Source organism: Streptomyces sp. NPDC019531, assembly GCF_044903305.1.
Classification (GTDB): domain Bacteria; phylum Actinomycetota; class Actinomycetes; order Streptomycetales; family Streptomycetaceae; genus Streptomyces.
In genome coordinates this window covers 91,819-118,219 of the sequence record NZ_JBJDQL010000026.1, presented here as the reverse complement: position 1 = coordinate 118,219, position 26,401 = coordinate 91,819, and the positions used below count along the sequence as shown (strand labels likewise).

25 protein-coding genes and 1 pseudogene are annotated in these 26,401 nt (G+C 71.2%); 8 read left to right on the top strand and 18 right to left on the bottom strand.

Going from position 1 to position 26,401, the window contains the following annotated elements; translation table 11 throughout:
• Window position 1: 1 nt before the first annotated feature.
• The 4 genes and pseudogenes from ACI2L1_RS27325 to ACI2L1_RS27310 all read right to left on the bottom strand — a co-directional run bounded on the left by ACI2L1_RS27325 (window position 2) and on the right by ACI2L1_RS27310 (window position 2,771).
• On the bottom strand, window positions 2-628 hold the full coding sequence (locus ACI2L1_RS27325; protein WP_404742011.1) for a TetR/AcrR family transcriptional regulator: 627 nt from the start codon (window positions 626-628) through the stop codon (window positions 2-4).
• A gap of 361 nt (window positions 629-989) precedes the next feature.
• Window positions 990-1,162 (bottom strand): annotated as a pseudogene (locus ACI2L1_RS27320) (alcohol dehydrogenase); the annotation flags it as partial.
• A gap of 107 nt (window positions 1,163-1,269) precedes the next feature.
• Window positions 1,270-1,557, bottom strand: a complete 288-nt coding sequence (locus ACI2L1_RS27315) for a YiaA/YiaB family inner membrane protein (protein ID WP_404742010.1) — start codon at window positions 1,555-1,557, stop codon at window positions 1,270-1,272.
• Window positions 1,558-1,616: 59 nt separating this feature from the next.
• Window positions 1,617-2,771, bottom strand: a complete 1,155-nt coding sequence (locus ACI2L1_RS27310; RefSeq protein WP_404742009.1) for an acyl-CoA dehydrogenase family protein — start codon at window positions 2,769-2,771, stop codon at window positions 1,617-1,619.
• A 76-nt stretch (window positions 2,772-2,847) separates the two neighbouring features.
• On the opposite strand from ACI2L1_RS27310, the gene ACI2L1_RS27305 reads away from it, so the two are divergent.
• The 3 genes from ACI2L1_RS27305 to ACI2L1_RS27295 all read left to right on the top strand — a co-directional run bounded on the left by ACI2L1_RS27305 (window position 2,848) and on the right by ACI2L1_RS27295 (window position 5,303).
• On the top strand, window positions 2,848-3,489 hold the full coding sequence (locus tag ACI2L1_RS27305) for a TetR/AcrR family transcriptional regulator (protein WP_404742008.1): 642 nt from the start codon (window positions 2,848-2,850) through the stop codon (window positions 3,487-3,489).
• 35 nt (window positions 3,490-3,524) lie between these two features.
• Window positions 3,525-4,244 carry an ArsR/SmtB family transcription factor gene (locus tag ACI2L1_RS27300; RefSeq protein ID WP_404742007.1) on the top strand — a complete coding sequence of 240 codons (720 nt, stop codon included), beginning with the start codon at window positions 3,525-3,527 and terminating at the stop codon, window positions 4,242-4,244.
• Window positions 4,245-4,364: 120 nt separating this feature from the next.
• Entirely contained in the window at window positions 4,365-5,303 is a 939-nt protein-coding gene (locus ACI2L1_RS27295; RefSeq protein WP_404742035.1) for a DMT family transporter, read from the top strand.
• Here ACI2L1_RS27295 and ACI2L1_RS27290 read toward each other — a convergent pair.
• From ACI2L1_RS27290 to ACI2L1_RS27245, 10 genes are all read right to left on the bottom strand, one after another.
• Window positions 5,289-6,617, bottom strand: a complete 1,329-nt coding sequence (locus tag ACI2L1_RS27290; RefSeq protein WP_404742006.1) for an MFS transporter — start codon at window positions 6,615-6,617, stop codon at window positions 5,289-5,291. The genes ACI2L1_RS27295 and ACI2L1_RS27290 overlap by 15 nt on opposite strands.
• A gap of 129 nt (window positions 6,618-6,746) precedes the next feature.
• Window positions 6,747-7,826: a Zn-dependent alcohol dehydrogenase gene (locus ACI2L1_RS27285; RefSeq protein ID WP_404742005.1), complete on the bottom strand. Its 1,080-nt coding sequence runs from the start codon at window positions 7,824-7,826 to the stop codon at window positions 6,747-6,749.
• 11 nt (window positions 7,827-7,837) lie between these two features.
• Window positions 7,838-9,226 (bottom strand): aldehyde dehydrogenase family protein, encoded by a 1,389-nt coding sequence (locus ACI2L1_RS27280; protein ID WP_404742004.1) that lies wholly within the window; start codon window positions 9,224-9,226, stop codon window positions 7,838-7,840.
• A 97-nt stretch (window positions 9,227-9,323) separates the two neighbouring features.
• Window positions 9,324-9,779, bottom strand: coding sequence for a DUF3574 domain-containing protein (locus ACI2L1_RS27275; RefSeq protein ID WP_404742003.1), 456 nt, complete (start codon window positions 9,777-9,779; stop codon window positions 9,324-9,326).
• Between the two features lie 534 nt (window positions 9,780-10,313).
• Window positions 10,314-11,645 carry an ABC transporter ATP-binding protein gene (locus ACI2L1_RS27270; RefSeq protein WP_404742002.1) on the bottom strand — a complete coding sequence of 444 codons (1,332 nt, stop codon included), beginning with the start codon at window positions 11,643-11,645 and terminating at the stop codon, window positions 10,314-10,316.
• Between the two features lie 284 nt (window positions 11,646-11,929).
• Window positions 11,930-13,162, bottom strand: a complete 1,233-nt coding sequence (locus ACI2L1_RS27265) for an MFS transporter (protein WP_404742034.1) — start codon at window positions 13,160-13,162, stop codon at window positions 11,930-11,932.
• A gap of 22 nt (window positions 13,163-13,184) precedes the next feature.
• Complete coding sequence (locus ACI2L1_RS27260; protein ID WP_404742001.1) at window positions 13,185-14,615, bottom strand: CitMHS family transporter; 1,431 nt, start codon at window positions 14,613-14,615, stop codon at window positions 13,185-13,187.
• 138 nt (window positions 14,616-14,753) lie between these two features.
• Window positions 14,754-16,991 carry a molybdopterin oxidoreductase family protein gene (locus tag ACI2L1_RS27255; RefSeq protein ID WP_404742000.1) on the bottom strand — a complete coding sequence of 746 codons (2,238 nt, stop codon included), beginning with the start codon at window positions 16,989-16,991 and terminating at the stop codon, window positions 14,754-14,756.
• 77 nt (window positions 16,992-17,068) lie between these two features.
• Window positions 17,069-17,689 carry a TetR family transcriptional regulator gene (locus tag ACI2L1_RS27250; RefSeq protein ID WP_404741999.1) on the bottom strand — a complete coding sequence of 207 codons (621 nt, stop codon included), beginning with the start codon at window positions 17,687-17,689 and terminating at the stop codon, window positions 17,069-17,071.
• 64 nt (window positions 17,690-17,753) lie between these two features.
• Window positions 17,754-18,359: a hypothetical protein gene (locus ACI2L1_RS27245; RefSeq protein ID WP_404741998.1), complete on the bottom strand. Its 606-nt coding sequence runs from the start codon at window positions 18,357-18,359 to the stop codon at window positions 17,754-17,756.
• 174 nt (window positions 18,360-18,533) lie between these two features.
• Between ACI2L1_RS27245 and hmgA the strand changes: the two genes are divergently transcribed.
• The 3 genes from hmgA to ACI2L1_RS27230 are packed head-to-tail and all read left to right on the top strand — an operon-like array spanning window position 18,534 to window position 21,843.
• A complete protein-coding gene (gene hmgA, locus ACI2L1_RS27240) occupies window positions 18,534-19,871 on the top strand; it encodes a homogentisate 1,2-dioxygenase (protein ID WP_404741997.1) in 1,338 nt (445 codons plus the stop codon).
• A 27-nt stretch (window positions 19,872-19,898) separates the two neighbouring features.
• Window positions 19,899-20,648 (top strand): GntR family transcriptional regulator, encoded by a 750-nt coding sequence (locus ACI2L1_RS27235; protein WP_404741996.1) that lies wholly within the window; start codon window positions 19,899-19,901, stop codon window positions 20,646-20,648.
• Between the two features lie 40 nt (window positions 20,649-20,688).
• Window positions 20,689-21,843, top strand: coding sequence for a type ISP restriction/modification enzyme (locus ACI2L1_RS27230; protein ID WP_404741995.1), 1,155 nt, complete (start codon window positions 20,689-20,691; stop codon window positions 21,841-21,843).
• Window positions 21,844-21,907: 64 nt separating this feature from the next.
• Here ACI2L1_RS27230 and ACI2L1_RS27225 read toward each other — a convergent pair whose 3' ends face one another.
• Entirely contained in the window at window positions 21,908-22,621 is a 714-nt protein-coding gene (locus ACI2L1_RS27225) for a TetR/AcrR family transcriptional regulator (RefSeq protein WP_404741994.1), read from the bottom strand.
• A 63-nt stretch (window positions 22,622-22,684) separates the two neighbouring features.
• Here ACI2L1_RS27225 and ACI2L1_RS27220 point away from each other — a divergent pair, with 63 nt between their 5' ends.
• Together ACI2L1_RS27220 and ACI2L1_RS27215 are read left to right on the top strand one after the other, a co-directional pair.
• Window positions 22,685-23,623, top strand: coding sequence for an ATP-binding cassette domain-containing protein (locus tag ACI2L1_RS27220; RefSeq protein ID WP_404741993.1), 939 nt, complete (start codon window positions 22,685-22,687; stop codon window positions 23,621-23,623).
• Window positions 23,620-24,402 (top strand): ABC transporter permease, encoded by a 783-nt coding sequence (locus ACI2L1_RS27215; protein ID WP_404741992.1) that lies wholly within the window; start codon window positions 23,620-23,622, stop codon window positions 24,400-24,402. The genes ACI2L1_RS27220 and ACI2L1_RS27215 overlap by 4 nt, the downstream gene beginning before the upstream one ends.
• A 258-nt stretch (window positions 24,403-24,660) precedes the next feature.
• On the opposite strand, the gene ACI2L1_RS27210 is transcribed toward ACI2L1_RS27215, so the two are convergent.
• The 3 genes from ACI2L1_RS27210 to ACI2L1_RS27200 all read right to left on the bottom strand — a co-directional run bounded on the left by ACI2L1_RS27210 (window position 24,661) and on the right by ACI2L1_RS27200 (window position 26,399).
• Window positions 24,661-24,930 carry a hypothetical protein gene (locus ACI2L1_RS27210; RefSeq protein ID WP_404741991.1) on the bottom strand — a complete coding sequence of 90 codons (270 nt, stop codon included), beginning with the start codon at window positions 24,928-24,930 and terminating at the stop codon, window positions 24,661-24,663.
• 126 nt (window positions 24,931-25,056) lie between these two features.
• Window positions 25,057-25,860 (bottom strand): anti-sigma factor domain-containing protein, encoded by an 804-nt coding sequence (locus ACI2L1_RS27205; protein WP_404741990.1) that lies wholly within the window; start codon window positions 25,858-25,860, stop codon window positions 25,057-25,059.
• On the bottom strand, window positions 25,857-26,399 hold the full coding sequence (locus ACI2L1_RS27200) for a sigma-70 family RNA polymerase sigma factor (protein ID WP_404741989.1): 543 nt from the start codon (window positions 26,397-26,399) through the stop codon (window positions 25,857-25,859). Before ACI2L1_RS27200 ends, ACI2L1_RS27205 begins: the two co-directional genes overlap by 4 nt.
• Window positions 26,400-26,401: the final 2 nt, after the last annotated feature.

Genomic DNA, 26,401 nt, shown 5'->3' with positions numbered 1-26,401 from the left:
GCTACTTCGCCGCCCCCACCATCCGCAGCACGAGGTCGGCGTCGAGTGCGCCGACCTCGTCGGGTGTCCAGGGGCCGTCGACGTTGAACCAGCGGGCCACGTCGATGCAGAGGGACATGACGGCGAGGGTGGTGCCCTTGACGTCCAGCACGTCGAACTCGCCGGAGGCCACACCGTCCTCGATGATCCCGCGCACCTCGGCGTCGCACTGGCGGCGCAGCGCGAGGATCTCGGCGCGGGCGTCGGGGCCGAGGGAGTCGAGTTCGTACTGGACGACCCGGGCGGTGGTACGGCCGCCCGCGTGCCACCGGACGAAGGAGCTCACGGCGTCCGCGAGCCGCTCGGTCGCGGTGCCCTCACGGCGGGCCGCGACCTGGAGGATCTCCAGGGCCTTCGCGTGCCCGATCCGGCTGATGCGGTGGAGCAGCTCCTCCTTGGTCTTGTAGTGGATGTAGAGCGCGGCCGGGCTCATGCCGGCCCGGCCCGCGATGTCGCGGGTCGTGGTGGCGTGGTAGCCGCGCTCGGCGAACGCCTCCACCGCGGCGACGAGCAGCCGCCGCGCCGCGTCGGGCGTGACCTCGCCCCACGCCGACGTCTCGCCGCCGGCCGTCTCCTCCGCCGTACTCATCGCACGCCCCTCTCCACTGTCAGAAGCACCACCATACCGCCGAACCTGAGCGAGCGCTTAGACTCCCCGCTCAGCCGGGACCGGGCCGGGGGCAGAGCCGCGCGGTGGGCCGATGGGGAGCGGCGGGGCCGACCGCCGGAGACGGGCGCGGGCGGCGCCGGAAAAAGAGACGCCCAGGGCCCCAAACAGCGCCGACGGCACCCGACAGGGACGACGGAACGGAGGCGCAGTCAGCCGCTCGCAGCGCAGGCGTGGCCGGAGTCCCTCGGAGCGAGGTACGGCCCGTCCCCTTCGTACGGCAGGTGCAGTCGGTGCCGCCCGACGCGGAGACGCGCCCCCGTCTCCGAGGCGGAGACCCAGCCCCGAGGGTGATGATCTCCAGCGTGTTGAAGGTGACCTGCTGGTCCTTGCCGCCGATACCGACGACCGTCGTACGGCCGCCGCGCCGGGTGGAGTCCCAGGTGGCTTCGCGGGCCGTGGTCTCGGAGGCCCCCTCGTAGCGGTGGCTCCGGCGGTACGCGCCCATTCCTCCTTCGCCACGAACTGGCGCCGCTCGGGACGCACGTGGTCGCAGCCGCCCGGAGGCGAACGTCACCCGCCACTCCACCTCTCGAACCGGAGCCTGCCGGCGTCGGGCCAGGTCAGAGCTTCTCGAAGGGGTCGTGTTCGGCGAGCAGCTTCTCCAGGCGGGCCTGGTCGACGCGGCTGACGATCTGGCCGGCCTCCTGGCGGTCACGGATGACCTTGGCCAGCGTGAAGGCGGAGGTGACGAGGTACAGGACGGCGATCGCGAGGAAGCCTCGCACCCAGGCGTCGGCGTTCAGCCGGAAGATCCCGATCGCCGTGGCGGCCATGGCCACGGCGAAGGACGCGACGGCCTGTCCGTGGAAGGCGGCCGTGCTCTGCTGCTTGACGGGTGTGTCACTCATGGCCCGAGTCTCGGCCACCGTGTCCCCTGCCACATCCGCGAACATACTCAGAGCACTACTCAGAACGCCGAGACCCCCGTCAGCGCCCGCCCGATGACCAGCCTCTGGATCTGGCTGGTGCCCTCGTAGAGGGTCATCACGCGGGCGTCGCGCAGCAGTTTGCCCGCCGGGTACTCGTCGATGTAGCCGTAGCCGCCGAAGACCTGCAGGGCGTTGTTCGCGGCGCGTACGGCCGCCTCCGAGGCGAAGAGCTTGGCCTTGGAGGACTCGACGGCGAACGGCTGCCCCCGGTCGATCAGATCGGCGACCCGCCAGGTGAGCAGCCGGGCCGCGTCCACGTCGACGGCGATGTCACTGATGAGCTCCTGGACGAGCTGGTGCCCCGCGATCGGCTTGCCGAACTGCTCGCGCTCACCGGCGTACCGGACGGCCGCGTCCAGCGCGGCCTGCGCGATGCCCACGCACCCCGCCGCCACCGACATCCGCCCCTTGGCCAGCGCGGACATGGCGACGGAGAAGCCCTTGCCCTCGGGAGCCAGCATCGCGGACGCCGGCACACGCACGCCCTCCAGGACCAGTTCGGCGGTGGCCTGTCCGCGCAGGCCGAGCTTGCCGTGGATGGTCCGGCGGGTCAGACCGGGAGTGTCGGTGGGCACCAGGAACGCGGAGACACCCTTGTGTCCGGGAGCGTCCGTCGAGCGGGCGAACAGCAGCACCACATCGGCCCAAGTGCCGTTCGTGATGAACATCTTGGTGCCGTCGATGACGTAGTCGTCGCCGTCGCGTACGGCCCGGGTGGCCAGGTTGCCCGCGTCGGAGCCGGTGCCGGGCTCGGTGAGGCCGAAGCAGCCGACGTACTCGCCGGAGGTGAGCCCCGGCAGCCACCGCCGCTTCTGCTCCTCGCTTCCCCACCCGGCGATCGTCTTGGCGACCAGGCCGAGCGAGACGGACACGATCCCGCGCACGGAGGAGTCGCCCCGTCCGAGCTCCTCGGTGACCAGGCAGTACGCGAGATGGTCACCGCCCGAGCCGCCGTACTCCTCGTCGATCGTCAGCCCCAGGAAACCGACCTCGCCGAGCTTCTTGACGATCGACCGGTCGACGTCCTCGGCGCGGTCCCAGGCGATGACATGGGGGGCGATCTCACGGTCCACGAAGTCCCGCGCCAGCCGGCGGACGGCGGCCTGCTCCTCGCTGAGCCCCAGGTCGACCACGAGATCACCTCACTAGAGAGCGGCACCTTTAAATTAGCACTGCTAGTTTCTGTTTCGCAGCCCTACTATGTGCGCCATGGCCCGACCGCGCAAGCCCCTCCTCAGCACCGACCGGATCGTCGAGGCGGCACGCGCGCTCGTGGACACGGAAGGCCTCTCGGCACTGTCCACGCGCCGGCTCGCGGCGGAACTCGGGGTCAGCGGGCCGTCCCTCTACAACCACTTCCGCACCAAGGACGAGATCCTGGAGGCGGTCGCCGACTCGGTGAGCGCGCAGGTCGACCTGTCGATGTTCGAGGACGGCCGCGCATGGCGGACCGCGCTGCACGACTGGGCCGTCTCCTACCGCGGCGCCCTGCGCGACCACCCCAACATCGTCCCGGTCCTGGCCCAGGGCCCCGGCCGCCGCCCGGCAGGGCTGCGCCTGGCCGACGCGGTCTACGGCGCGATGGTCGAGGCGGGCTGGCCACCGGCCCAGGCCACGTCCATCGGCGCGCTGATGCGGTACTTCATCATGGGCTCGGCGCTCGGCTCCTTCGCGGGCGGCTTCGTCGACGACGCGAGCGCGTACGACCCCGCGGACTACCCCCACCTCGGCCAGGCCCACCTTCTCGCCGAGCAGCAGGAGAAGATCGACGAGCGGGCGTTCGAAGCGGGACTCAGGGCCCTGCTGGACGGGCTGGCGCAGCAGTACGAGCAGGTAGGGCGGACTTTGTGAGGACACTTCGGCGGTGACCGAAGCATCCGGGGCGCATGCTGGGATCCATGACCAAGGACCCGCAGGCCCCTCAGCTGGCGAGGCTCGCCGCCCTGATCGCCGACGAGACCCGGGCCACCTGTCTCCTGGCGCTGCTCGACGGGCGGGCCTGGACGGCGGGTGAGCTGGCCCGTCACGCGGGCGTGGCGCCCTCGACCCTCAGCGAACACCTCGGCCGACTGGTCACCGGCGGTCTCCTCACCGAGGAACGGCAAGGGCGCCACCGTTACGTACACCTGGCCGACGCGCGGGCGGCACAGCTGATCGAGGACATGGCCGCCCAGGTCGAGCCAGGGACCGCCCGGCCCCCACGCACCCTGAGGGAGTCGAGCGCGGGCTCCGCGATGGCCCGCGGCCGCACCTGCTACGACCACTTGGCGGGCCGCCTGGGCATCGCCCTGACGGACGCCCTGACGTCTCGTCAACTCCTGCGTCAGGACACGGGGTTCGCTCTCACAGACGCGGGCCTGGCCTGGTTCGGGGCCACGGGCATCCCTCTCGACCGCAAGGGCCGCCGCCCCCTGGCCCGAGCCTGCCTCGACTGGACGGAACGCCGCCCGCACCTCGCGGGGGTGGCGGGAGCGGCCCTGTGCCGACATGCCCTCGCAGAAGGCTGGTGCGTGCGCATCGGCTCGGAGCGGGCGGTGAAGGTGACGGCAACAGGAGAACAGGCGCTGGAGGAGCTCTTGGGAATCTCTGGGCCCACGCTGCGATGAGCGCCCCTTCAGGGGCGCGGGGAACTGCGCGACCAGCCCTCACAGACCCGCGGACGACAACGCACCCCGTCCGAAATCCGCGAGCTTCCGCACCGTCCCTTTCCTAACCTCAGGAGCATGATGAACCCCCGCCGCACCGACCTCCTCGCCACCGCCGCGGCCACCGTCACCGTCATTCTCTGGGCCTCCGCCTTCGTCTCCATCCGCAGCGCGGGCGCCTCCTACTCCCCCGGCGCCCTGGCCCTGGGGCGGCTGCTGTCCGGCGCACTGGCGCTGGGCGCCATCTGTCTCATACGACGAGAAGGACGCCCCCCACGCGAGGCCTGGCGAGGCATCGCCGTCTCCAGCGTCCTCTGGTTCGGCTTCTACATGGTCGTCCTGAACTGGGGCGAACAGCAGGTCGACGCCGGCACCGCTGCCCTGGTCGTCAACATCGGCCCCATCCTGATCGCCCTGCTGGGCGCCCGCCTCCTGGGCGACGCCATGCCACCCCGCCTCCTCGCAGGAATGGCGGTCTCCTTCGCGGGCGCGATCACCGTGGGCCTGTCGATGTCGGACGAGGGCGGCTCATCCGTGCTCGGCGTGGTCCTGTGCCTCCTCGCCGCGATCGCCTACGCCGGCGGAGTCGTCGCCCAGAAGCCGGCCCTCGGCTCGGCAAGCCCGCTCCAGGTGACGACGTTCGGCTGCCTGGTGGGCGCGGTCGTCTGCCTCCCCTTCGCCGGCCAGTTGGGCTCGGAGGCAGCGGACGCCCCGCTCTCCGCGACCCTCAACATGGTCTACCTGGGCGTGTTCCCCACCGCCCTGGCCTTCACCACCTGGGCCTACGCCCTCGCCCGTACGACCGCCAGCCGCATGGGCGCGACCACATACGCGGTGCCCGCCCTGGTCGTCCTGATGTCCTGGCTGTTCCTCGGCGAGGTCCCGGGCCTGCTCACCCTCGCGGGCGGGGCGCTGTGCCTGGCAGGTGTGGCGGTGTCCCGCTCCCACACCCGGCGGAGGGCCACGGCGCCGGTGCCAAGCCCGGAGCCGCAGCCCGAGAAGGCCTCAGACTCCGCGTGAACGAGCCCTGCCCGCAAGCACCTTGATGCACAGCAGCGCGATCACCGACAGCCCGATGATGTACCCGGACACCGCCATCGACGTCCCGGTGGCCTCCAGCAGGAGCACCATCAGGAAGGGCGCGAGCCCACCGCCGAGCACGGCGGCGATCTGATAGCCGAGCGAGGCTCCGGTGTACCGCATCTCCGGCGTGAACAGCTCGGCGAACAGGGCGGCTTGGGGGCCGTACATGATGCTGAGGAAGCACCCGGCGACGAAGGTGCTGACCGCCAGCCACAGCAGCGACCCGGTGTCGATGAGCAGGAACATCGGTACCGCCCACAGAGCGATCCCGACCGCCCCGAGGGCGTAGATCCGGATGCGGCCGAAGCGGTCGGAGAGGGCCGCGGCTGCCGGGATCAGGACGAGCTGGGTGAGGCTGACGCAGAGCGAGACGGTGAGGACGGCGCTCTTCCGCATGTCGAGTTCGCGGGTCGTGTAGTCGAGGACGCCCGTGATCAGGATGTAGAAGGTCGCGGTGTTGACGGCGAAGGAGCCGCCCGCGAGCAGGACCGTGCCGAGGTGGTGACGGAGGATCGTGCGCAGCGGGGAGTTCTGCCCGCCCTTCTCCTGCTCGGCCAACTCCCGCTCGGCCTGGCGGAATTCGGGGGTCTCCTCGACCTTGGCGTGGATGTACCAGGCGAGCGCGAGGACGAACAGGCCGATGAGGAACGGGATGCGCCAGCCCCAGGCCGCGAAGCCGGTGTCCGTGGTGAACGCGCCGGCCAGCAGGAAGACCGTGTTGGCCGTCACCACGCCGATGGGGACGCCGAGTTGGACGACACTGCCGTAGAGGCCGCGCTTGCCCTCGGGGGCGTACTCGGTGGCCAGCAGCATCGCGCCGCCCCACTGGGCGCCGACGGCGACGCCCTGTACGACGCGCAGGAGGACGAGCAGGATCGGGGCGGCGACGCCGATCGTGTCGTACGTCGGCAGCAGGCCTATGCCGGTGGTGGCGAGGCCCATGAGGGTGAGCGCGAGGACCAGCATGGGCTTGCGGCCGCGTTTGTCGCCGAGCTGGCCGGCGACGATGCCGCCGATCGGACGGGCGAGGAAGCCGACGGCGAAGGTGGCGAAGGCGGCGAGGACTCCGGCGCTGGAACTGCCCGCCGGGAAGTACAGATCGCCGAGGACGAGAGCGGCGGCTATGCCGAAGACGAAGTAGTCGTACCACTCGACGGCGGAAGCGAGTGCGGCGGCCGTGGCGACGCGGCGGCGGTTGACCGTGGGGAGGGCGGTCGCGGGGAGGGGGTGAGCGGAGGGGGCCATGTCCATGCGTGCACACTCCGATGGGTGCTGTGGGGACGTTGGCGCGAGCATACTGACCGGACGGTATGCCGTAAACGGTCCTGCGCGAAGGTTGCCCGGAGCACCTGAAGGCCCCGGGCAACCGGCCGACAGGGCTCAGAACACCACGAGCGCCCTGCCGCCCTTGCCCGCCAGCATGTTGTCGAACGCCGCCGGGATCCCGTCCAGCGCGATCCGCTCGGTCACCAGCATCCCGAGGTCCAGGCGGCCCGCCCGGACGTGTTCGGCAAGCACCGGGAGGTCCTCGGCCGGGTTGGAGTTGCCGTAGACACAGCCCGCGAGGGTGCGGCCCCAGTGGAAGATCTCCAGGGCGTTGAAGCTGACCTGCTGGTCCTTGCCGCCGATGCCGACGACCGTCGTACGGCCGCCACGGCGGGTGGAGTCCCAGGCCGTACGGATGGTCGACGCGCGGCCGACGCACTCGACGGCGACATCGACGCCCTGCTTGCCGGTGAGGCCCCTGATCTCGCGGGCGGTGTTCTCGGAGGCGATCACATAGTCGGTGGCTCCGGCGGCGCGCGCCAACTCCTCCTTCTCCGGAGACACATCGACCGCGACGATCCGTGAGGCGCCCGCGATCCGGGCCGCCTGGAGTGCGGCCAGGCCCACTCCCCCGACGCCGTACACGGCCACCGTCTCGCCCTCCCGGACGCGCGCCGAGTGGTGGACGGCGCCGTAGCCGGTGAGGACCGCGCAGCCGAGCAGGGCCGCGTCCGTTAGGGGGATGCCCTCGGGGAGGGGCAGGAGGCACGACTGCGACACCACCGTCTCCTCGGCGAACGCGGCGACGTTCAGGCCGGGATGGAGGTCGGTGCCGTCGGCGGTGCGGGCGTACACATCGGCGGCGCCGTTGAGAGCGTTGGCGCACAGCCAGACCTCGCCGAGCGAGCAGGCGTGACAACTCCCGCAGGAGGGAGCCCAGTTGAGGACGACCCCGACGCCGGGCGCCACTCCGGTGACGCCCTCGCCGACCGCGACGACCGTGCCCGCGCCCTCGTGGCCGAGGACGGCCGGGACGGGGACGCGCATGGTGCCGTTGGACAGGGACAGGTCGGAGTGGCAGACGCCGGCGGCGGCGAGGCGGACGCGGACCTGGCCGGGGCCGGGGTCCGGGAGGTCGATGTCGGTGACTTCCAGGGGAGCGCCCACGGCGGGAAGGACGGCGGCACGAACCACGGGACGACTCCTCAGAACTGGAGGGACTTGGTCTGGAGGTACTCGGCGAGGCCGTGCGAGCCGAGCTCGCGGCCCACACCGGACTGCTTGTAACCCCCGAAGGGGGCAAGGGGGTTGAAGCGGCCGCCGTTGATGTCGACCTGGCCGGTGTCCATGCGGTGGGCGAACGCCACGGCCTCCGTCTCGTCACCGGCCCAGACGGCGCCCGCGAGGCCGTAGGCCGTGCCGTTGGCGATGCGCAGGGCGTCTTCCTCGTCCGCGTAGCGGAGGATGGACAGGACCGGGCCGAAGATCTCCTCCTGCGCGATCGTCATCTCGGGCGTCACATCGGCGAAGACGGTCGGGGCGACGAAGTAGCCCTGTTCACGCGGGGATTCGGGACCACCGGCCACCAGCCGCGCGCCCTCGGCCGTGCCCTTCTCGATGTAACTGCGCACCCGCGCCCGCTGCTTGGCGTTGACGACCGGGCCGATGCGCTCGCCGTACTTCGCGGCGGCCGCGGTGGCCAGCTCGACGGCCTCGTCGTACTGCGCGGAGTGCACCAGCATCCGGGTCCAGGCGCTGCACGTCTGGCCGGAGTTGGACATCACGTTGGCGACGCCGACGTTGACCGCCTTGGCGAGGTCGGCGCTCGGCAGGATGACGTTGGCGGACTTGCCGCCGAGCTCCAGGGCAACCTTCTTCAGCGCGGCGCCGGCGGTCGCGCCGATCTGGCGTCCGACCGCGGTGGAGCCGGTGAAGGAGACCAGGTCGACGTCCGGGTGTTCGGCGAGGGCCTGCCCCGCGACCGGGCCGAGGCCGGTGACCAGGTTGAAGACTCCGGCGGGGACACCGGCCTCGTGGACCGCCTCGGCGAAGAGCTGGGCGACCAGCGGGGTGTCCTCGGCGGGCTTGAGAACGACAGTGCAGCCCGCCGCGAGGGCCGGGGCGACCTTGGCGACGATCTGGTGGAGCGGGTAGTTCCAGGGCGTGATCGCGCCGACGACGCCGATCGGCTCCTGGTGGACGGTGGAGTTGCCGACCCTCTCCTCGAAGGGGTGGGTCGCGGCGAGCTCGGCATAGGAGGCGGCGACGGCGATGGGGACGGCCGCGTGGACGTTCTGCGAGAACTTCAGCGGTGATCCCAGCTCGGCGGTGACCGTCTCGGCGATCTCGTCCTTGCGGGCGGTGAGGACGTCCCGGAGGGCCGCGAGTCGCGCGGCCCGCTCGGCGGGGGCGGTCCGGGCCCAGGCCGGGAGGGCGGCACGGGCGGCCCGTACGGCGAGGTCGACGTCCTCGGCGGTGCCGGCGGGCACCCGGCCGATGACCTGCTCGTCGGCCGGGTTCACGACCTCGATCACGTCCGGGCCGGTGGCCGGGCGCCACTCGCCGTCGATGTACATGCCGTCGTGCGCCTTCATGGTGCGTCCTCCCGGGCTGGGCCGTGTCGTCGTCCGGCTCACAAACTAGCGGCGTTAGTTTTTCTGCGCCAGGTCGGGTCCTGACGACCCCAGGAGATCAGAAGTCGACGCGGGCCCGGTCGTCCACCCTGCCCACGGCCTCCTGTCCGAACGCCTTCTCGTACACCCGCCGGATCTCCTCGATCCTCCGGTCGCTCGCGGCGGCCCGCCCCACCGGATACAGCAGGATCAGCTCGTACGACCGCTCCGACTCGATCTTCCCACCGGCGTCCCGCCACTGTCCGCGCCCGGTCTGCACGGTCAGCCCGTCGGGGAACTCCGGGGTGACCTCCGTGTCGACGAAAGCCATGAACTGCTTGTCGGTGACAGCCGGTCCGCCGTCCGGGCGCTGGGTACCGAAGAAGAGCTGGGTCTCGACGTACGGCGCCCCGCGCTCCGGCGCCCTCGCCGAGGAGTCGGCCTCCGCGAGGGTGGCGTAGGCGGTGGGTGCGGCGGCGAGCAGGAGCGCGGCGCCGGTGAGAAGGGCCCTGGTCCGAGTGAGATGCACGTTCATGCACCCTTGCCTGGCAGCCCGCACTCCCCCGTGTCCGCCGGCCGCGCCCGGATTCACTCGTCCAGGGCGCCAAGCCGCGCGGGGGCCGTCCCGGCGGGTCGGTCGAGCGACACCGACCGGTGCCTGCACCGACCGCACCCCCGACCGGCCAGGGTCACCCACCGGCCCCCGTGGGCCAGGCGGCCACCCGCGCCACGTCCGGCACCCTCACCCCCTCCTCCAGGGCAGCAAGCCCCGCGACAGCCGGGCTCGGCGGGTTCGGTAAGAGCAAACGCCGACCAGCGCCAGCACGGCATCACACCCCCGACCCGCCCGGGTCACCCACCGGCCCCGTGGGCCAGGCAGCCGCCCGCGCCCGTCCGGCACCCTCACCCCCTCCTCCAGGGCAGCAAGCCCCGCGACAGCCGGGCCCGGCGGGTTCGTGCGAGCAACGCCGACCGGGGCAGGCACAGCCGACACCGACCACTCCCCGACCCACCCGTCAGACGCGCCCGTGACACTTCGCGGGCCCACCGTCCGACGCCCTCGCCCCTTTCACTCCTCCAGGTCCGGAAGCTGTGCCGGGGACGGGCAGATTCGTTCGCCGTGCTGGTCGAAGACGAAGAGGTGGGAGACGTCGACGAGGAGGGGGACCTGCAGGCCGCGGCGGAGGTCGATGTCCGGGGTGGTGCGGACGACGAGGTCACCGGGGAGGCGGGGGTCGACCACAGGGGACTCGGGGTCCGGCGGGTCCTCCAGGACCACCACGGGGCCCGCCCGAAGGGAACCCGCGCGTTCCCTCAGGCGGTCCAGGACCGTGCCCTCGCGGCGACGGCGCCGGGCCGGACGAGGGGCGGGGCGCGGGGCCTCCAGGTCGGGGACGAGGGCGGGGCGGGAGCCGGTGTTGAAGTGGACGAGGACCTCGTGGCCCTGGAACTCCACGTGCTCGACCAGCCCGGTGATCGGCATCTCGCCGGGGCGGGCGGAGGCCGGCTTGGCGATACGGATCGCCTCCGAGCGCAGACCGACGATCACCTCGCGGCCCTGCTGGACACGGAGCAACTGGTGATCAAGGGACAGGGGTTCGGGCAGGCGCAGATACTGCTTGCCGAGGCTGATGGTCATGGCGCCGTCCAGCGGGGCCCGGACCAGGCCGCGCAGAAGGTTGATGCGTGGGGTGCCGATGAAGGCGGCGACGAAGACGTTGCGGGGCAGCGCGTACACCGAGCGCGGGGTGCCGACCTGCTGGAGTACGCCCCCGCGCATGACGGCGACCCGGTCGCCGAGCGACATGGCCTCGGCCTGGTCATGAGTGACGTAGACCGTGGTGACGCCCAACTCACGGGTGAGGCCCGCTATTTCGGCGCGCAGATGGTTGCGGAGCTTGGCGTCGAGGTTGGACAGCGGCTCGTCCATGAGGAAGGCGGACGGATGGCGGGAGATGGCCCGCCCCATCGCCACGCGCTGGCGTTCGCCGCCGGAGAGCTGGCCCGGGTAACGGTCGAGAAGGTCCTCGATGCCCAGCATGCGGGCGGTGGCGTCCACACGTGCGCGGGGGTCCTCGCCAGGGGCCTCGATCCGCAACGGGAAGCCGATGTTCCCGCGGCTCGTCATGTTCGGGTACAGGGCGAAGTTCTGGAACACCATCGCCATCCGCCGCTCGGCGGGGAGCAGGTCGTTGGCGTACTCGCCGTCGAGTCTGAGCTCGCCCTCGGTGATCTCCTCCAGTCCGGCGATCATCCTGAGCAGGGTGGATTTGCCGCAGCCGGAGGGGCCGAGCAGGACGAGGAACTCGCCGGGCGCGATGTCCAGCGAGAGCCGGTCCACCACCCGGTTTCCTCGCGTGTAGGTCTTGCTCACGTGGTGCAGGGAGATGGCGCGTGTCATGGCAGTGCCCCCGAGGGCTCACTGAGCGAACGCTGGCGCTCCGCGGTCGGACGCCACGTGCGGGTCGTACGGGGCGTGTGAGTCACGGAAGCTAACGGAAAGTGCGCGCCTTGGGGAAGACACGTGCGTGATTCGGACGCCTCGGTCCACCTGGTGAGAAAGCGGATGGCCTGCTTCAGCGGCCGACGGGGTACGGATCTGGGTGAGATGGGCGAGATGGGCGAATACGACGAGGTTGCCCGAATAGCTGGTTCTGCGGTCGTAAATCATCGCCCCACGCACCGTCAGATATCGCTCTTACGGCTCAACGGCCGACGCACCCGGGGCGCCCCGGCAGGTTCCTCCGCGGGCCTAGCCGACGACCGCACCGCGACGCCCGACGACACCAGCAGCAGCGCGCCCAGCATCACGAACGGCGCCGCCACGCCCGCGGCTCCCGCGACCAGGCCCGCGGCGGCGGGGGCAGCCACCTGACCGAGACGGTTGCCGGTCAGCCGCAGGGCGAGCGCGGTGGAACGGGCGCCGTCGGGCGCGGCCTGGACGACCGTCGTCATGGACAGCGGCTGTCCGACGCCGAGGCAGAAGCCGAGCAGCGCAAGGATCACGGCCAGCGCCCACACCGGGACCGGCAGGGCGATGCCCGCGCACAGCAGGGCGGCCAGGAGGCACGTCACGGTGAGGAACAACGCGCGCCCCAGCAGCCGTAGCAGAGGAGTCAGCACCAGACGGCAGGCGATCGTCGCGGCCGCGCGCAGGCTCAGCAGCAGGCCGATCACCGAGGGGGCGATGCCCCGGTGCTCGCCGACCACCGGAAGGTAGGCGGTGAGGATGTCCGTGGCGGACAGCACGGAGAGGCTGACGAAGATGCCCCCGGGCACGCCCCTGGTGCGCAGTATGCGTCCGACGGGGACCCGATCCCCTTGCCCGTCACGGTAGTTGGCGGCCGTGTCCCGATGCTCGATGCGCCACAAGGAGGTGAACGCGACCGCCGCCCCCGCACCGGCGACGAGCAGAGCCAGCGCGCTGGTGCCGGCCATGTCGGAGCCGCCGATCAGCGCGCCCGCCGCGATCGGGCCGACCAGCTGGCCGAGGGAGGCGCCGATGGTGAAGTGGCCGAAGTTGCGGTCCTGTTCGTGCGGTGCGGACTGGCGTGCGACGAGCGACTGGGCGCCGATGACGAAGCAGAGGTGGCCGAGGCCCATCACCCCGCTCCAGACCGCCATCGCCCAGAGGGAGTTGACGACGCCGCTGAGCGCGCAGCCACCGGATATGAGGACGACTCCGACCGGCAGCAGGGGCGCACAACGCCCGTGATCCGTACGGCGGCCCAGCGGTACGGCGGCGAAGAGCGGCAGCAGCGCGTACACCCCGGCGATGACACCGATCGCCCGCTCGTCCGCGCCCAGCGCGAGGGCCCGGTAGGAGACGGCGGGCCGGGCCATCGACACCGCCCCCTGCGCGAAGCTGAAGGCGATGACGAGGCGGAGCAGCCAGCCGCGGTTCCCACCGGGCCTCACAATGACGTCCTCCATGAACTGATCAGATGATTCCGAAGAGGATCCCTGCCCCGAGGATGACCAGGCATGTGAGGGCCGCCCACTTGACCACGAACTTCGTGTGGTCGCCGAACTCCACCTTGGCCATGCCGACCAGGACGTAGACGGCCGGGACGAGCGGGCTCGACATGTGCAGCGGCTGGCCGACGAGGGAGGCGCGGGCCATCTCCAGCGGGGTGACACCGTGCGCCGCGCCGGCCTCGGCGAGGACCGGGAGGACGCCGAAGTAGAAGCCGTCGTTCGACATGAAGTAGGTCAGCGGGAGGCTCAGGATGCCGGTGACCAGGGCCATGTGCGGGCCCATGCCCTCGGGGATGACGTCCACCATCCAGCGGGCCATGTGATCGACCATGCCGGTGCCCTGAAGGACGCCGGTGAAGACGGCGGCGGCGAAGACCATGCCGGAGACGTTGAGGACGTTGTCGGCGTGGGCGGCCAGCCGGGCCTTCTGGTCGGGGATGTGCGGGAAGTTGACGGTGAGCACGAGCGCGGCGCCGAGCAGGAACAGCACCGGGATCGGCAGCCACTCCATGATCATGGAGGTGAGCAGGGTGGCGGTGAGCAGCGCGTTGAACCAGTAGAGCTTGGGGCGCAGGGTGGGGCGGTTGGGGTCGAGGACCTGGAAGCGCTTCTCGTCGCCGTCCTCGGCGTCGGCGTCGGTGCCGGAGCCTCCGGCGCCCACCGCGGCCTTGCCCGTGCCGGATCCACCGGAACCGGCGCCGACCAGGACCGCCTCGGTCTCCCTCTCCTCGACGAGCTCCTCCACGGGCTCCTTGACCAGCACGTCGCCCAGCGTCAGCGTGCCGAGCCGCTTGCGCTCGCGCATGCCGAGGACGTACGAGAGGACGATGACGCCGAGGAGACCGACGGCCAGGGCCGGGATCATCGGGACGAAGATGTCGCTGGCGTCGACCTTCAGCGCGGTCGCGGCACGGGCCGTCGGGCCGCCCCAGGGCAGGGTGTTCATCACACCGTTGGCCATGGCGGCGACACCGGTCATCACGACCAGGCTCATCTTGAGGCGCTTGTACAGCGGGTACATCGCCGAGACGGTGATCATGAAGGTGGTCGAGCCGTCGCCGTCCAGGGAGACGATCGCGGCGAGGATCGCCGTACCGACCACGATCCGCATCGGGTCGGCCTTCGCGAACTTCAGGATCCCGCGCACGATCGGGTCGAAGAGACCGACGTCGATCATCACACCGAAGTAGACGATCGCGAACATGAGCATCGCCGCGGTGGGGGCGAGGCTGGTGACGCCTTCGATGACGTAGTCACCGAGCTTGGCGCCCTTCCCGACGAAGACGCAGAACAGTGCCGGGATCAGCACGAGCGCCGCGATCGGCGACATTTTCTTCATCATGATCAGGACCAGGAAGGTCGCGATCATGGCGAAGCCGAGGATGGTCAGCATGAGTGGATACCTAACGTTCGCCCTTGAACTCCCACCGGAGTCGGCAGTGCGATGACGTTAGGACCCGTCAAGCGGCGTTAACAAGACGTTGACATGCGAGCAATAAGCGCAAAACTGCTGGTCACAGCTTTGCACTGCTCACAGCGTCGCCAAGGCGGCCAGTTTTACCGGTACGCCGTTGAGGACCGCGTTGCCCGAGAGCGGGTCGAGCAGGCTGCCGTCGAGGAGCTGGTTGACGTTGACGCCGGGGTCCTTGAGGGCGTGGCTGAGCCGGGTCCCGGGCCGGTCGTGGCCCCAGCCGTGCGGCAGGCTGACCACGCCGGGGCGCACGGCGTCGGTGAGCTCGGCCTCGGTGACCACCTCTCCCCCTGCGCCCCTGACCCGCACCGCGACGCCGTCCTTCAGACCGAGGCGTTCGGCGTCCTCGGGGTGGATGTGCAGGGTGCAGCGGTTGGTGCCGCCGGTGAGGGCGGGGACGTTGTGCATCCAGCTGTTGTTGGAGCGCAGGTGCCGGCGTCCGATGAGGACGAGCCCGTCGGCCTTGTGCCGCAGGGCTTCCCGCAGCCTGGGCAGGTCGTCAGCGATCGGCTGCGGCAGCAGCTCGACCTTGCCGCTCCTGGTCTTCAGCGGCTGCGGCAGCCGGGATCGCAGCGGACCGAGGTCGATGCCGTGCGGATGCGCGAGCAGCTTCGTGAGGCTCAGCCCGTCCGGTCGTACGCCGAAACCGTCGCCGTAGGGACCCAGGCGCAGCATCATGTCGAGCCGCCGCTCCGGGCCGGTCTCGCCCTCCAGGAGCGCGGCCAGTTCCTGCGGATCACGGCCGTGGACCGGGGAGTACGGCTCCTTCACCGCCTTGCCCAGGGTCTGGCCGACGACCAGGTCGTCCACGGCGGACGGGTCGGCGCCGTGCATGCCGGTCGCGGCGAGGATCAGCCGGGCGAAGATCTCCGTCTCGGCCATCCGGCCGGGCTCCAGCGGGACGGCGGGGCGGGTGTAGCGGACCTGGTTGCGGACGGCGAGGGTGTTGAAGGCGAAGTCGTGGTGCGGGCTCTGGGAGGGCGGGGGCGGCGGCAGCACGACATGGGCGTGGTGCGAGGTCTCGTTGAGATACGGGTCCACGCTGACCATGAAGTCGAGCGAGCCGAGGGCCTTGTCGAGCCGGTCGCCGTCGGGGGCGGAGAGCACGGGGTTGGTGGCGACGGCGACGATCGCCCGGATCGGCTCGCCCTCCGCGGTCGCGGTGTCGATCTCCTCGGCGAGCGCGGAGAGCGGCAACTCGCCCTTCGCCTCCGGGTGTTGGCTCACCCGGGAGTGCCAGCGCCCGAGACCGAAGCCGTGACTGGGGCCCGCGGGCCGTGGTGTGCGGTCGGTGGCCGCCTGCGGGAAGAGTGCGCCGCCGGGCCGGTCGAGGTTGCCGGTGAGGATGTTGAGCACATCGACGAGCCAGCTCGCGAGGGTGCCGTGCGGGACGGTGCAGCTGCCGATACGGCCGTATACGGCGGCTGTCGGGGCGGCGGCGAGTTCGCGGGCGAGGGTGCGCGTCACCGAGGCGTCCACGTCACAGGCGGCGGAGACCGCTTCGGGGGTGAAGTCCCGTACGGCTTCCCGGAGTTCGTCGAGCCCTTGGAGATGGGGGGTCAACTCCCCGGTCTCGACGAGGTCTTCCTCGAAGAGCACGTGCGCCATGGCGGCGAGCAGCAGCGCGTCCGCGCCGGGCCGGACGGCGATGTGACGGTCGGCGAGCTTGGCGGTGCGGGTGCGGCGGGGGTCGATGACGGTGAGTGTGCCGCCGCGGGCCTTGAGCGCCTTGAGTTTGCCGGGGAAGTCGGGGGCGGTGCACAGACTCCCGTTGGATTCCAGGGGGTTGGCGCCGATGAGGAGGATGTGGTCGGTGTGGTCGAGGTCGGGCACGGGGATGGCGTTGGCGTCGCCGTAGAGCAGCCCGCTGGAGACGTGTTTGGGCATCTGGTCGACCGTGGAGGCGGTGAAGACGCTCCGGGTGCCGAGTCCGGCGAGCAGCACCTGCGGGTAGAGGGCACCGGCCATGGTGTGCACGTTGGGGTTGCCGAGGACCACCCCGACGGAGTTCGCCCCGTACCGCTCGACCACGCCCCGGATCCCGGCGGCGACCGCGTCGAAGGCCTCCTCCCAGGTGGCCTCGCGCAGCTCCCCGTCCCGCCGGACGAGGGGTGTGCGCAGCCGGTCCGGGTCCCCGTCGACGGCCCCGAAGGAGGCTCCCTTCGGGCAGATGAACCCCTTGCTGAACACGTCGTCGCGGTCTCCGCGGGCCCCGGTGACCCGGGTCCCCTCAACGGTGAGCGTCAGCCCGCAGGTGGCCTCGCACAGGGGGCAGATTCGTAGGGCGGTGCGGGACACGGGTCCTCCCGGGGCAGCGGTGCCTGTCCGGGCGAGCATACCGACCGGTATGGATGGTGGCGAGGGGTTGTCGACGGTCAGTCCAGGACCCGCGCCAGATAGGCCCGCAACATCTCCCGGGCCTCCTGGATGATCCGCTCGTCCCCCTCCGGCGCCATCCGGAAGGCCAGGTGGACCAGGGTGTCGGCGGTTTCCACGGCGATCAGGAAGGAGCGGCGGAGGTCGTCGTCGGGTTCGCGGGAGAGGTAGCCGGAGAGAAGCTCGGTGAGGCGGTCGGCGACGCGGTGGTTCGGTTCGGCGTGGCGGGCACCCACGGGGATCTGATTGCCGAAGTCGACGAGGGAGAAGCCGGGTGCGGTGCGCTTCATGGCGATGTACTCGTCGAGGACGACGTCCATCGCCGTGCGCCAGCCGCCTTCCTCGCCCGACTCCTTGAGGCGGTCGGTGACCCGGTCCGTGAAGCGTTCGAGGTTGCGCTGGGCCAGGGCGTCGGCCATCTGCCGCTTGTTGCCGAAGAAGCGGTAGACCGAGCCGATGGGCACGCCGGCGCGCAGGGCGACGGCGCGGGTGCTCAGGTCGTCGTAGCCGACCTCGTCGAGGAGGTCGGCGCAGGCGTCGAGGATTCTGGTCAGCCGTTCGGCACTGCGCCGCTGCACGGGGGCGCGGCGAAGCGAGGTCGCTTGGGGCACGGGCTTCATGATGCCTTTCCGCCGAGGTCCGGTGAACCCCGCCACCTGGTACGGGGCCGGGGGACTGGAGCACTCACCGACCACCGCCGGTGCTCGCCGCGGATGGCGGTGCCGAGGCGCCGCCGTCGGTGCTCGCCGCGGACGGCGATTCGGAGGAACCGCCCGTGCTCGCCGTGGACTGCGGCTCGGAGGCCGTGACGTCCGCCGTGCTCTCCACCGGCTCACCCTCCACGGCCCACACGGTGCCGTCGTCGGCGTACAGCCGGGCGGTGACCTTGTGGGTGCCCTGCGGGACGTACGCGGCCGGGAGGCGGTAGGCGGGGTCGCGCAGGGTGGTGACCGGGCGATCGTCCACGAAGAGGACCGCGGCACCGCGGCCGGGGACGGCCTTCGCCTTGGCTCCGGCGGCCGAGAAGGTGAAGTTCTCGACGGTCAACCGCACGGACCAGCTGTCGTCGGTGTTCGGCTGCACCTCTATGCCGACCACGGGGGCGTTGCCCTTGTCCACCTCGCGGTAGTGCCGCCCCTCGTGGTCGGTGTCGTCGAGGACCTTGCCCACCGGCGAGACCGACTGGCCGTCCTTGTGCTCCTGTGTCCCACTGGTGCCACAGCTCACGGATCCGGTGACCAGCAGGACACAGACCGCGAGCAGGGCGAGGAGTCCCCGCGTCCACGACATGTCGGGGAGCCTAGAACACGGGTCCGACACCGCGAATCCCCCTGGGGTCTGGTTCTCATCCTCCTCCCTGAGGAGGTCACGGCCGCGCAATCGGTTCCACGCGACGACCCTCTTGCGTCGACGAAACCGCAATCCTACGGTGTTGCATAGGAATCAGACCGCAAGGGAGCGATCATGAGCGGGGACGCAGCGATCACGGGCGCGGACGCGCGGAAGACCGCCGAGGGCTTGGTCTACCTGTCCGGTTTCGGCAACGAGCACGCATCGGAGGCCGTGCCGGGCGCCCTGCCCGAGGGCCGCAACGCCCCGCAGCGCGCCCCCCTCGGCCTCTACGCGGAACAGCTCAGCGGTACGGCGTTCACCGAGCCCCGCGCCCACAACCGCCGTTCCTGGCTGTACCGGATCCGCCCGTCCGCCGCGCACCCGGCGTTCGTCCACACCCACAACGGCTGGATCCGTACGGCCCCGTTCACCGAGTCGGTCCCGGACCCGAACCGGCTGCGCTGGGACCCGCTGCCGGAGCCCGTCGAGGGCACCGACTTCCTCGCCGGTCTGTGGACCCTCGGCGGCAACGGCGACGTGACCCAGCGCACCGGCATGGCCGTGCACCTCTACCACGCCACCGATTCCATGGACCGCGTCTTCAGCGACGCCGACGGCGAGCTGCTGATCGTGCCCGAGCTCGGCGGACTGCTGCTGCGCACGGAGTTCGGACGACTGCATGTGGAGCCGGGACATGTGGCGCTGATCCCTCGCGGGGTCCGCTTCCGTGTGGAGCTCCTGGACACTTCAGCCCGCGGCTATGTGTGCGAGAACTACGGTGCCCCCTTCCAGCTCCCCGACCTCGGCCCGATCGGCGCCAACGGCCTCGCCGCCGCCCGCGACTTCCGGGCCCCCGTCGCCGCCTACGAGGACGTCGAGGGGCCGGTGGAGGTGGTCAACAAGTTCTGCGGCAACCTCTGGACGGCGACCTACGACCACTCGCCGCTCGACGTCGTCGCGTGGCACGGCAACCATGTGCCGTACGTCTACGACCTGCGCCGCTTCAATGTCATCGGCAGCATCTCCTACGACCACCCCGACCCGTCGATCTTCACGGTGCTGACGTCCCCGTCGGACACCCCGGGCCTGGCCGGAGTCGACTTCGTGGTCTTCGCGCCGCGCTGGCTGGTCGGGGAGGACACCTTCCGCCCGCCGTACTTCCACCGGAACGTGATGAGCGAGTACATGGGCCTGATCGAGGGCGCCTACGACGCGAAAGCCCAGGGTTTCGTCCCTGGCGGCGGCTCACTGCACAACATGATGTCGGCGCACGGGCCGGACCGGGAGACCTTCGACAAGGCCAGCGCGGCCGAGCTGAAGCCGCAGAAGGTCGACGACGGTCTCGCGTTCATGTTCGAGACCCGCTGGCCGGTGACGCTCACCGCGCACGCGGCCCGGGCGGATCACCTCCAGCCGCACTACGACGACGTGTGGCGGGGCCTCGAGCGTCACTTCCGCCCGTTGCGTTGACCGATCCGCGAAAGGTACGGATAGCCCGTGACCTCCTTCGCCCCGGACTCGATCGTCCTGAACCGCAAGCTGCCGCTCTGGTACCAGGTGTCGCAGTCCCTGCGCGCCTCGATACTCGGCCGCTCGCCCCAGGACCCGCTCCGCCTGCCCACCGAGGAACAACTGGCCGGGCACTACGGCGTGAGCGTGCTGACCATGCGGCAGGCACTGAAGGAGCTGGAGGACGAGGGGCTCATCACCCGCCACCGCCGCCGGGGCACCTTCATCGAGCCGGACGCCCGCCGGGGCTCCCCGGTCCGGCTGCTCGGCTCGGTGGACGCGATCGTGGCCCAGCAGTCCGGCATGACGACCGAACTGCTGGAGCACGGCAAGGCATCCGTGCCGTCCGAACTCGCCGAGCACTTCCCCGAATTGGACGAGGTGGCGTCGTACCACCGGCTGCGCAGCGACGAGCAGACCGGCGAGCCGACCAACCACGCCCGCAACTACGTCCGTCCCGAACTGGCCGCGCGCATCGACCCGTCCGACCTGGTGCGCTGGCCGATGACAAAGGTGCTGCGGGACATCGTCGGGGCGGACATCAGCCGCATCACGGACACGGTGGAGGCGCGGCTCGCGGACCCGGAGACGGCCCGACTGCTCCAAGTCCCGCTGCTCAGCCCGATCCTGCACTACACGGGTCTGGCGTACGACACGGAGGGCCGGGTACTGGACGCGGCGGTGATCCACTACCGGGGTGACCGGTTCTCCTTCTCGGTGACTCTGGAAGCCACATGACCTCACTGGAACCGGCTGCCTGTCGGCGAATGGTCGTACGATGCCCAGCGTGACGCACGACGACGCTCCGCCGCTGGCGGACCTCATGCCGTGGTCCGTCGCACCGCCGCGGCTCGGCCGGGGGTGGCCGACGGGCCCCGACGCGGCGTCCCTGAAAGCCCGCTGGGACGCCCTGCTGAAGGCCGAGGGACCCGACCGGGAGGCCCTGTTCGAGCCGACCCGCTCGCGTACCCTGCGCTCGGCGGTCGGACAGCTGCCGGGACGCACGGGCGGCACGGAGCGCCTCGCGCGCGCGTCCGGTCCCTGCCCGGAGCCGGTACGGGTCCTGCACGCGCCCTTCGACGAGCAGTGGCTGATCCCGGACCACCGGCTGATCGACGCGGCCCGGCCCGAGTTGTGGCGGGTGGCGGACGACGACCAGGTGTTCGTGGTGGAGACGCCGTCGGACACCCAGGGCCCCCGGCTCCTCGCGACCTCCCTCCTCCCGCTGCTCCGGCCCGGCCGCATCCGCCCGCTGCACCGCCGGCCAGGCGGCACGGAACCGAACCTGGCCCCGGGCCTCCTGGAGCACCTGCGGACCCGGCTCGGCGTCCCGGTGGAGCCCGTGGACACCCTCGCCTGGATCCTGACGGCCGTCCGCCCTGACCTCACCGTCCCGCTGACCGACGACCCCGAACTCTGGTCCCGGGGAGTGGAGTCGGGCCACCGTGCGCTCTGGCTGATGCGCCGCGACGGGGACCGTCCGAAGCTCCCCGGCGGCCGCCGCCCGTACGTTCGCGCACCCCTGCCGGCCCGCCCTCTGACCCTGGACTACGACCGCGACGAGGAGGCCCTCCTGCTGGACGAGGGCCGCGTCTCCCCCGTACCGCCGGAGGCCTGGGACTTCGCGACGGGCGGAGTGCGGGTACTGGAACAGTGGTTCACGACCCGGATCGCGGAGGCGGAACCGGGCACACTGTCCGCGATCCGCCCGGCGACCTGGCCGCAGACGTGGACGTCGGAACTCCTTGAGCTGATCACGGTGTTGACCCTGCTGGCGGATCTCCAGCCGCTGGAGGACGAGTTGACGTCACGGATCACGGCGACCGACCTGCGCGAGGCGGGGGTGCTGCCGGTCCCGGACTCGGCACGAAGGCCGGCCTCGGTCCTGGACGGCCACGAAGAGGGGCCGGAGGGCCAACTAACGCTGCTGTAGCCACCCAGGGGCGCGGGAACTGCGCACCCAGCCACGACTGGCGCCGCACCCCGCACGCAAACAGTCACCCCCGCGGCGCAAACCCATCCAACACCCGCCCCAACATCCGCTCGAACACGGCCTCAAGATCAATCGGCCCCGCGTCCTCCATGAACGACGCCGCCAGCCGCGGATACGCCCCCGACGCCACCTGGCTCCCCAGGTACGCGATCCGCACCGCGTTCTCCTGCTCCTCCGACCACGGCAACGACCGCGCCCGCTCAGCCGTGGACAGCTCGTTCGAGACATACGTCGTCACGCACCCGTTGAGCATCGCGACGAGCTCGATCTTCGTGCCGTAGGGGGCGTCCAGCGGGTCGAGGCAGGCGAGGCAGTGCTCCAGATAGCGCAGGGCGTTGGGGCTGAAGCCGTACACCCCTGACATCAGCCGCACCATCCAAGGATGCCGGTGCATCAGCGCCTTGGTCTGGCGCGCGTTGCGGAGCATGTCCGCCCGCCAGTCCCCCGTCGGCTCGAACAGCTCGTGCTCGCCGCTGACCGCGTCCACCATCAGCTCGTACAGGTCCTCCTTACGGGGGACGTAGTTGTACAGCGACATCGTCCCGCAGCCCAGTTCGGCCGCGACATGCCGCATGGACACCGCGTCCAGACCGCCGGCGTCCGCGAGCCGCACCGCCGCCGCCGCGATGTCCGCCCTGGTGAACGCGGGCTTCGGCCCACGCCCCGTCCGCTCGGGACGAGCCCAGATCACTTCGGGTACGGCCGCTCGGCCCGCCATCGATCATCACCTCGGCCACCATCCTAGTTACGTACAGCGTACGTAGTGCGCTATGGTCGAGCCATGACTTCTACGTACGGCGTACTTAGTGAAGGTCTGGAGAAGCGATTCGGGGAGGTCCATGCCCTGCGCGGCCTCGATCTCGCGGTCGCCCCGGGTACGGTCTGCGGCATCCTCGGCCCCAACGGCGCGGGCAAGACGACGGCCGTACGGCTGCTGACGACGCTGCTGCGGCCGGACGCGGGGTCCGCGCGGGTCGCCGGTCACGACCTCGTCCGGGAGCCGGAGGCGGTGCGCCGCGCGATCGCCGTCACCGGGCAGTACGCGTCGGTCGACGGGGACCTCACCGGTCGGCAGAACCTCCGGCTGTTCGCCCGGCTGCACCGGGTGCGGGGGCCGGCCGAGCGGACCGCCGAGCTGCTCGACCGCTTCGGGCTGTCCGAGGCCGCCGACCGGCCCGCGGCCACCTACTCGGGCGGTATGCGTCGCCGCCTCGACCTGGCGGCCAGCCTGATCCGCCGCCCCGAGATCCTGTTCCTCGACGAACCGACGACCGGGCTCGACCCGGCCAGCCGCAACCTCATCTGGGACGCCGTGCGCGAGCTCACGGCGGACGGCACGACCGTGCTGCTGACCACGCAGTACCTGGAGGAGGCCGACCAGCTCGCCCATGACATCGCCCTGGTGGACGAAGGGCGGGTCGCGCACACGGGTTCGCCGTCCCAGCTCAAGGCGCTGATAGGGGCGCATGTCGAGATCGTCGTCGCGGACGCGGACGTCCTGGTGAAGGCGGCGGGTGTCCTCGACCAACTCACCGGCGGGGAGCCGTCGTTCGACCATGAGCGCAAAGCGGTCGGCGCGGTCACCCGGGACACCACCCTCACCCTGCCCCGGCTGGTGCGCGAACTGGACGCGGCGGGCGTGCCGTTGCTCGACGCGAGCATCCAACCACCCACCCTCGACGACGTGTTCCTGCGTCTCACCAAGGAGCGTGCGGCATGAGCATGTTGGCCTACGACGGCACCGCGATGCTGGGCCGTCAGCTGCGGCGGGTCCGGAACAACCCCGGACTGCTGATCCTGACCCAGACGATGCCGATCACCATGCTGCTGTTCTTCGGCTACGTCTTCGGCAGCGCGCTGGCGATGCCGGGTGAGGAGTACCGGTCCTTCCTGGTACCGGGCCTGCTGGTGGCGACGGCGGCGAACGGGATCATGACCGGGATGTTCCAGGCGGCCCAGGACGTCCACCGGGGCGTGACGGACCGGCTGCGGACACTGCCGATCAGCCGGGCGGCCGTACCGCTGGGCCAGTCGGTCGCGGACGTGCTGGTCACGGCCGCCGGCACGGTGCCGTTCCTGCTGGTGGGACTCGCGGTGGGCTGGCGCGTCGAGGGGTCCGCAGTCCAGGCGGTGGGCGCGGTCGGGCTGTTGCTGCTGTTCCGGTTCGCGACGACCTGGATCGGTATCTTCCTCGGCCTGCTCACCCGTAGCGAGGAGGCCTCCGGACAGCTGGGCGGCGCGACCTTCGTCCTGCCGCTGCTGTCGAACGCGTACATCCCGACCGAGGGCCTGCCCGGCTGGCTGCGCACGCTCGCCGAGTGGAATCCGATCAGCGCGGTGACCACGGCCCTGCGGGATCTGTTCGGGAACGCGCCCGTACCGGAGGGGGCGTCCTGGCCGGTGGCCCATCCGATCGCCGGTTCGCTGGCCTGGTGTGCGGTGCTGCTCGCGGTCTTCGTGCCGCTCGCCGTCCGCCGGTATACGCGCGGCGAGGGCTGAACACCTCTTGCCGGGAAGGGGGTTCGGGCCCTGCCGGGGCCCGGGCCGACCTCGGAGTGCATGACAAAACTGTGACGCAGGGGACTGAGGCGGGGACGTACCCCGCGCTCGGTGGACTCACCTGGATCGTGCCGCATGCCGTGGGGATGACGGACGGGATCGCAGCACAACGCCGGGGTGGCGGTACCGCCGAGCGCGGGTCGGGACGTCTGAACCGTCGGCCCCGGGGGCCGGTACGGCTCAGCGCACCGGCACGGCTCAGCGACCGCCGAAGAGCGAACGGCGCAGTCGGCGCAGCGGCGCGAACAGCGAGACACGGCGGACCCGCGCACCCCTGTCACTGCGCTCCTGCTTGGTCCTGTCGCGCGCGGTCAGCTCACGCATCAGCAACGTCGCCTCGGCCGCCTCGCGCTGCGGGACGGCAGGCCCCGACAGCACCGAGAGATGGCGGTCGAGGCGCGAACTGGTCGCGCTGCTCCCGCAGGTGATCGCAGGGACCCTCGCCCTACGCACTGCTATCTGTTCCATGTCACTCCCCACCCGTACGAGTCCACCCGGCCCGGGCAGGGTAACCCTATCGCCCCGTCGGGGCACACGTGTATCGGCGTCACAGGATTCACCTTCCCCGTAAGGGTGTTGACGACCCCTCCATGATTACTCTCCGAATCCGACCGATTTCAGGGCGAGTTGGACAACCGGCTGGGTAGTGGGCTGCGGTGAGCCCCCGTCGGGCTCGACAGTCACAGCGAGTGATGTCGCGGACTTGTCGAGTCCGGTCGCGACCAAGGGCGTGTCGGCGTCGAAGAGCCCGAGGGAGCGTGGTTGCTCGTTGGGGCGCATGAGCCACAACTGGCGCACACGGCCGCTCGGGGGCGCGCTGTACCCGCTCAGGGTGACGACCGCACGCCCCTCCGATGCGGAAGCGATCACTCCGATCGTCCGGCCCTGTGGGTCCTGGCCCCGGGTCGCGAGCGCGTCCGAGGCCTGGAGAACGTGGGCGATCTCACTGGCCTGGGCCTTCTGCGCGTCCAGTTCGTCCTGCGTCCGGTTGGCCTGGACGGCGAACAAGGAGGCGACGACGAGGGCCGCGGCGGCGGTGGCCGTGGCGAAGGGCACGAACAGCGGCCGCCGCCGACGCTGCCTGGGCGGCGGCTGGGCACCCCAGACATGGGGCGGCAGCTGGGACTTGCGCGCGCGTGCCGGCTCCTGCCGTACGGCGGGCGCCTGCGGAATGGTGCGTACGGCGGCCAGCACCCGGTCGCGCATCGCGGCCGGCGGCGGAGCGGCGGCCGACCACGCGAGTCGTACGGCGTCCTCGGACAGCGCACGGACCTCCGCCGCACAACTGTCGCAGTCCCTCAGGTGCTTCTCGAAGCGGGCCCGTTCGGCGGGCTCCAGCGCGTCGAGGGCGTACGGGGCCGCGAGGGAGTGGAGGTCTTCTCGGCGGAAGAGGCTCATGCCACACCTCCCAGGCACTCCCGCAAGCGGGTCAGTCCGTCACGCATCCGCGTCTTCACCGTTCCCAGCGGCAGGGACAGTCGCTCGGCCACTTCACGATAGGTGTAGCCGTCGTAGTAGGCGAGGGTGACGGACTGGCGCTGCAGGACGGTCAAGCGGTCGAGACACCGCCGTACCCACTCCCTCTCCAGACCCGCCTCGACCTCTTCGGTGACATGGTCGAAGGCCGGGCTGTTCGCGCGGAGCGCCTCGCGCTGCTCGCGCTCACCTGCCGCGCGGGCGCTGCGCACCCGGTCGACGGCACGGCGGTGCGCGAGGGTGAGGATCCAGGACAGCGCGCTGCCCTTGCTGGGGTCGAACCGCGCGGCCGAACGCCAGAGTTCGAGCAGCACCTCCTGCGACACCTCCTCCGACTGCGCCGCATCGCGCACCACCCGCCGTACGAGCCCGAACACCGGTCCGGCCACAAGCCCGTAGAGCTCCTCGAATGCCTTCTGGTCACCGCCCGCCACGAGCACCAGAAGCTCGTCCGCTTCCAACT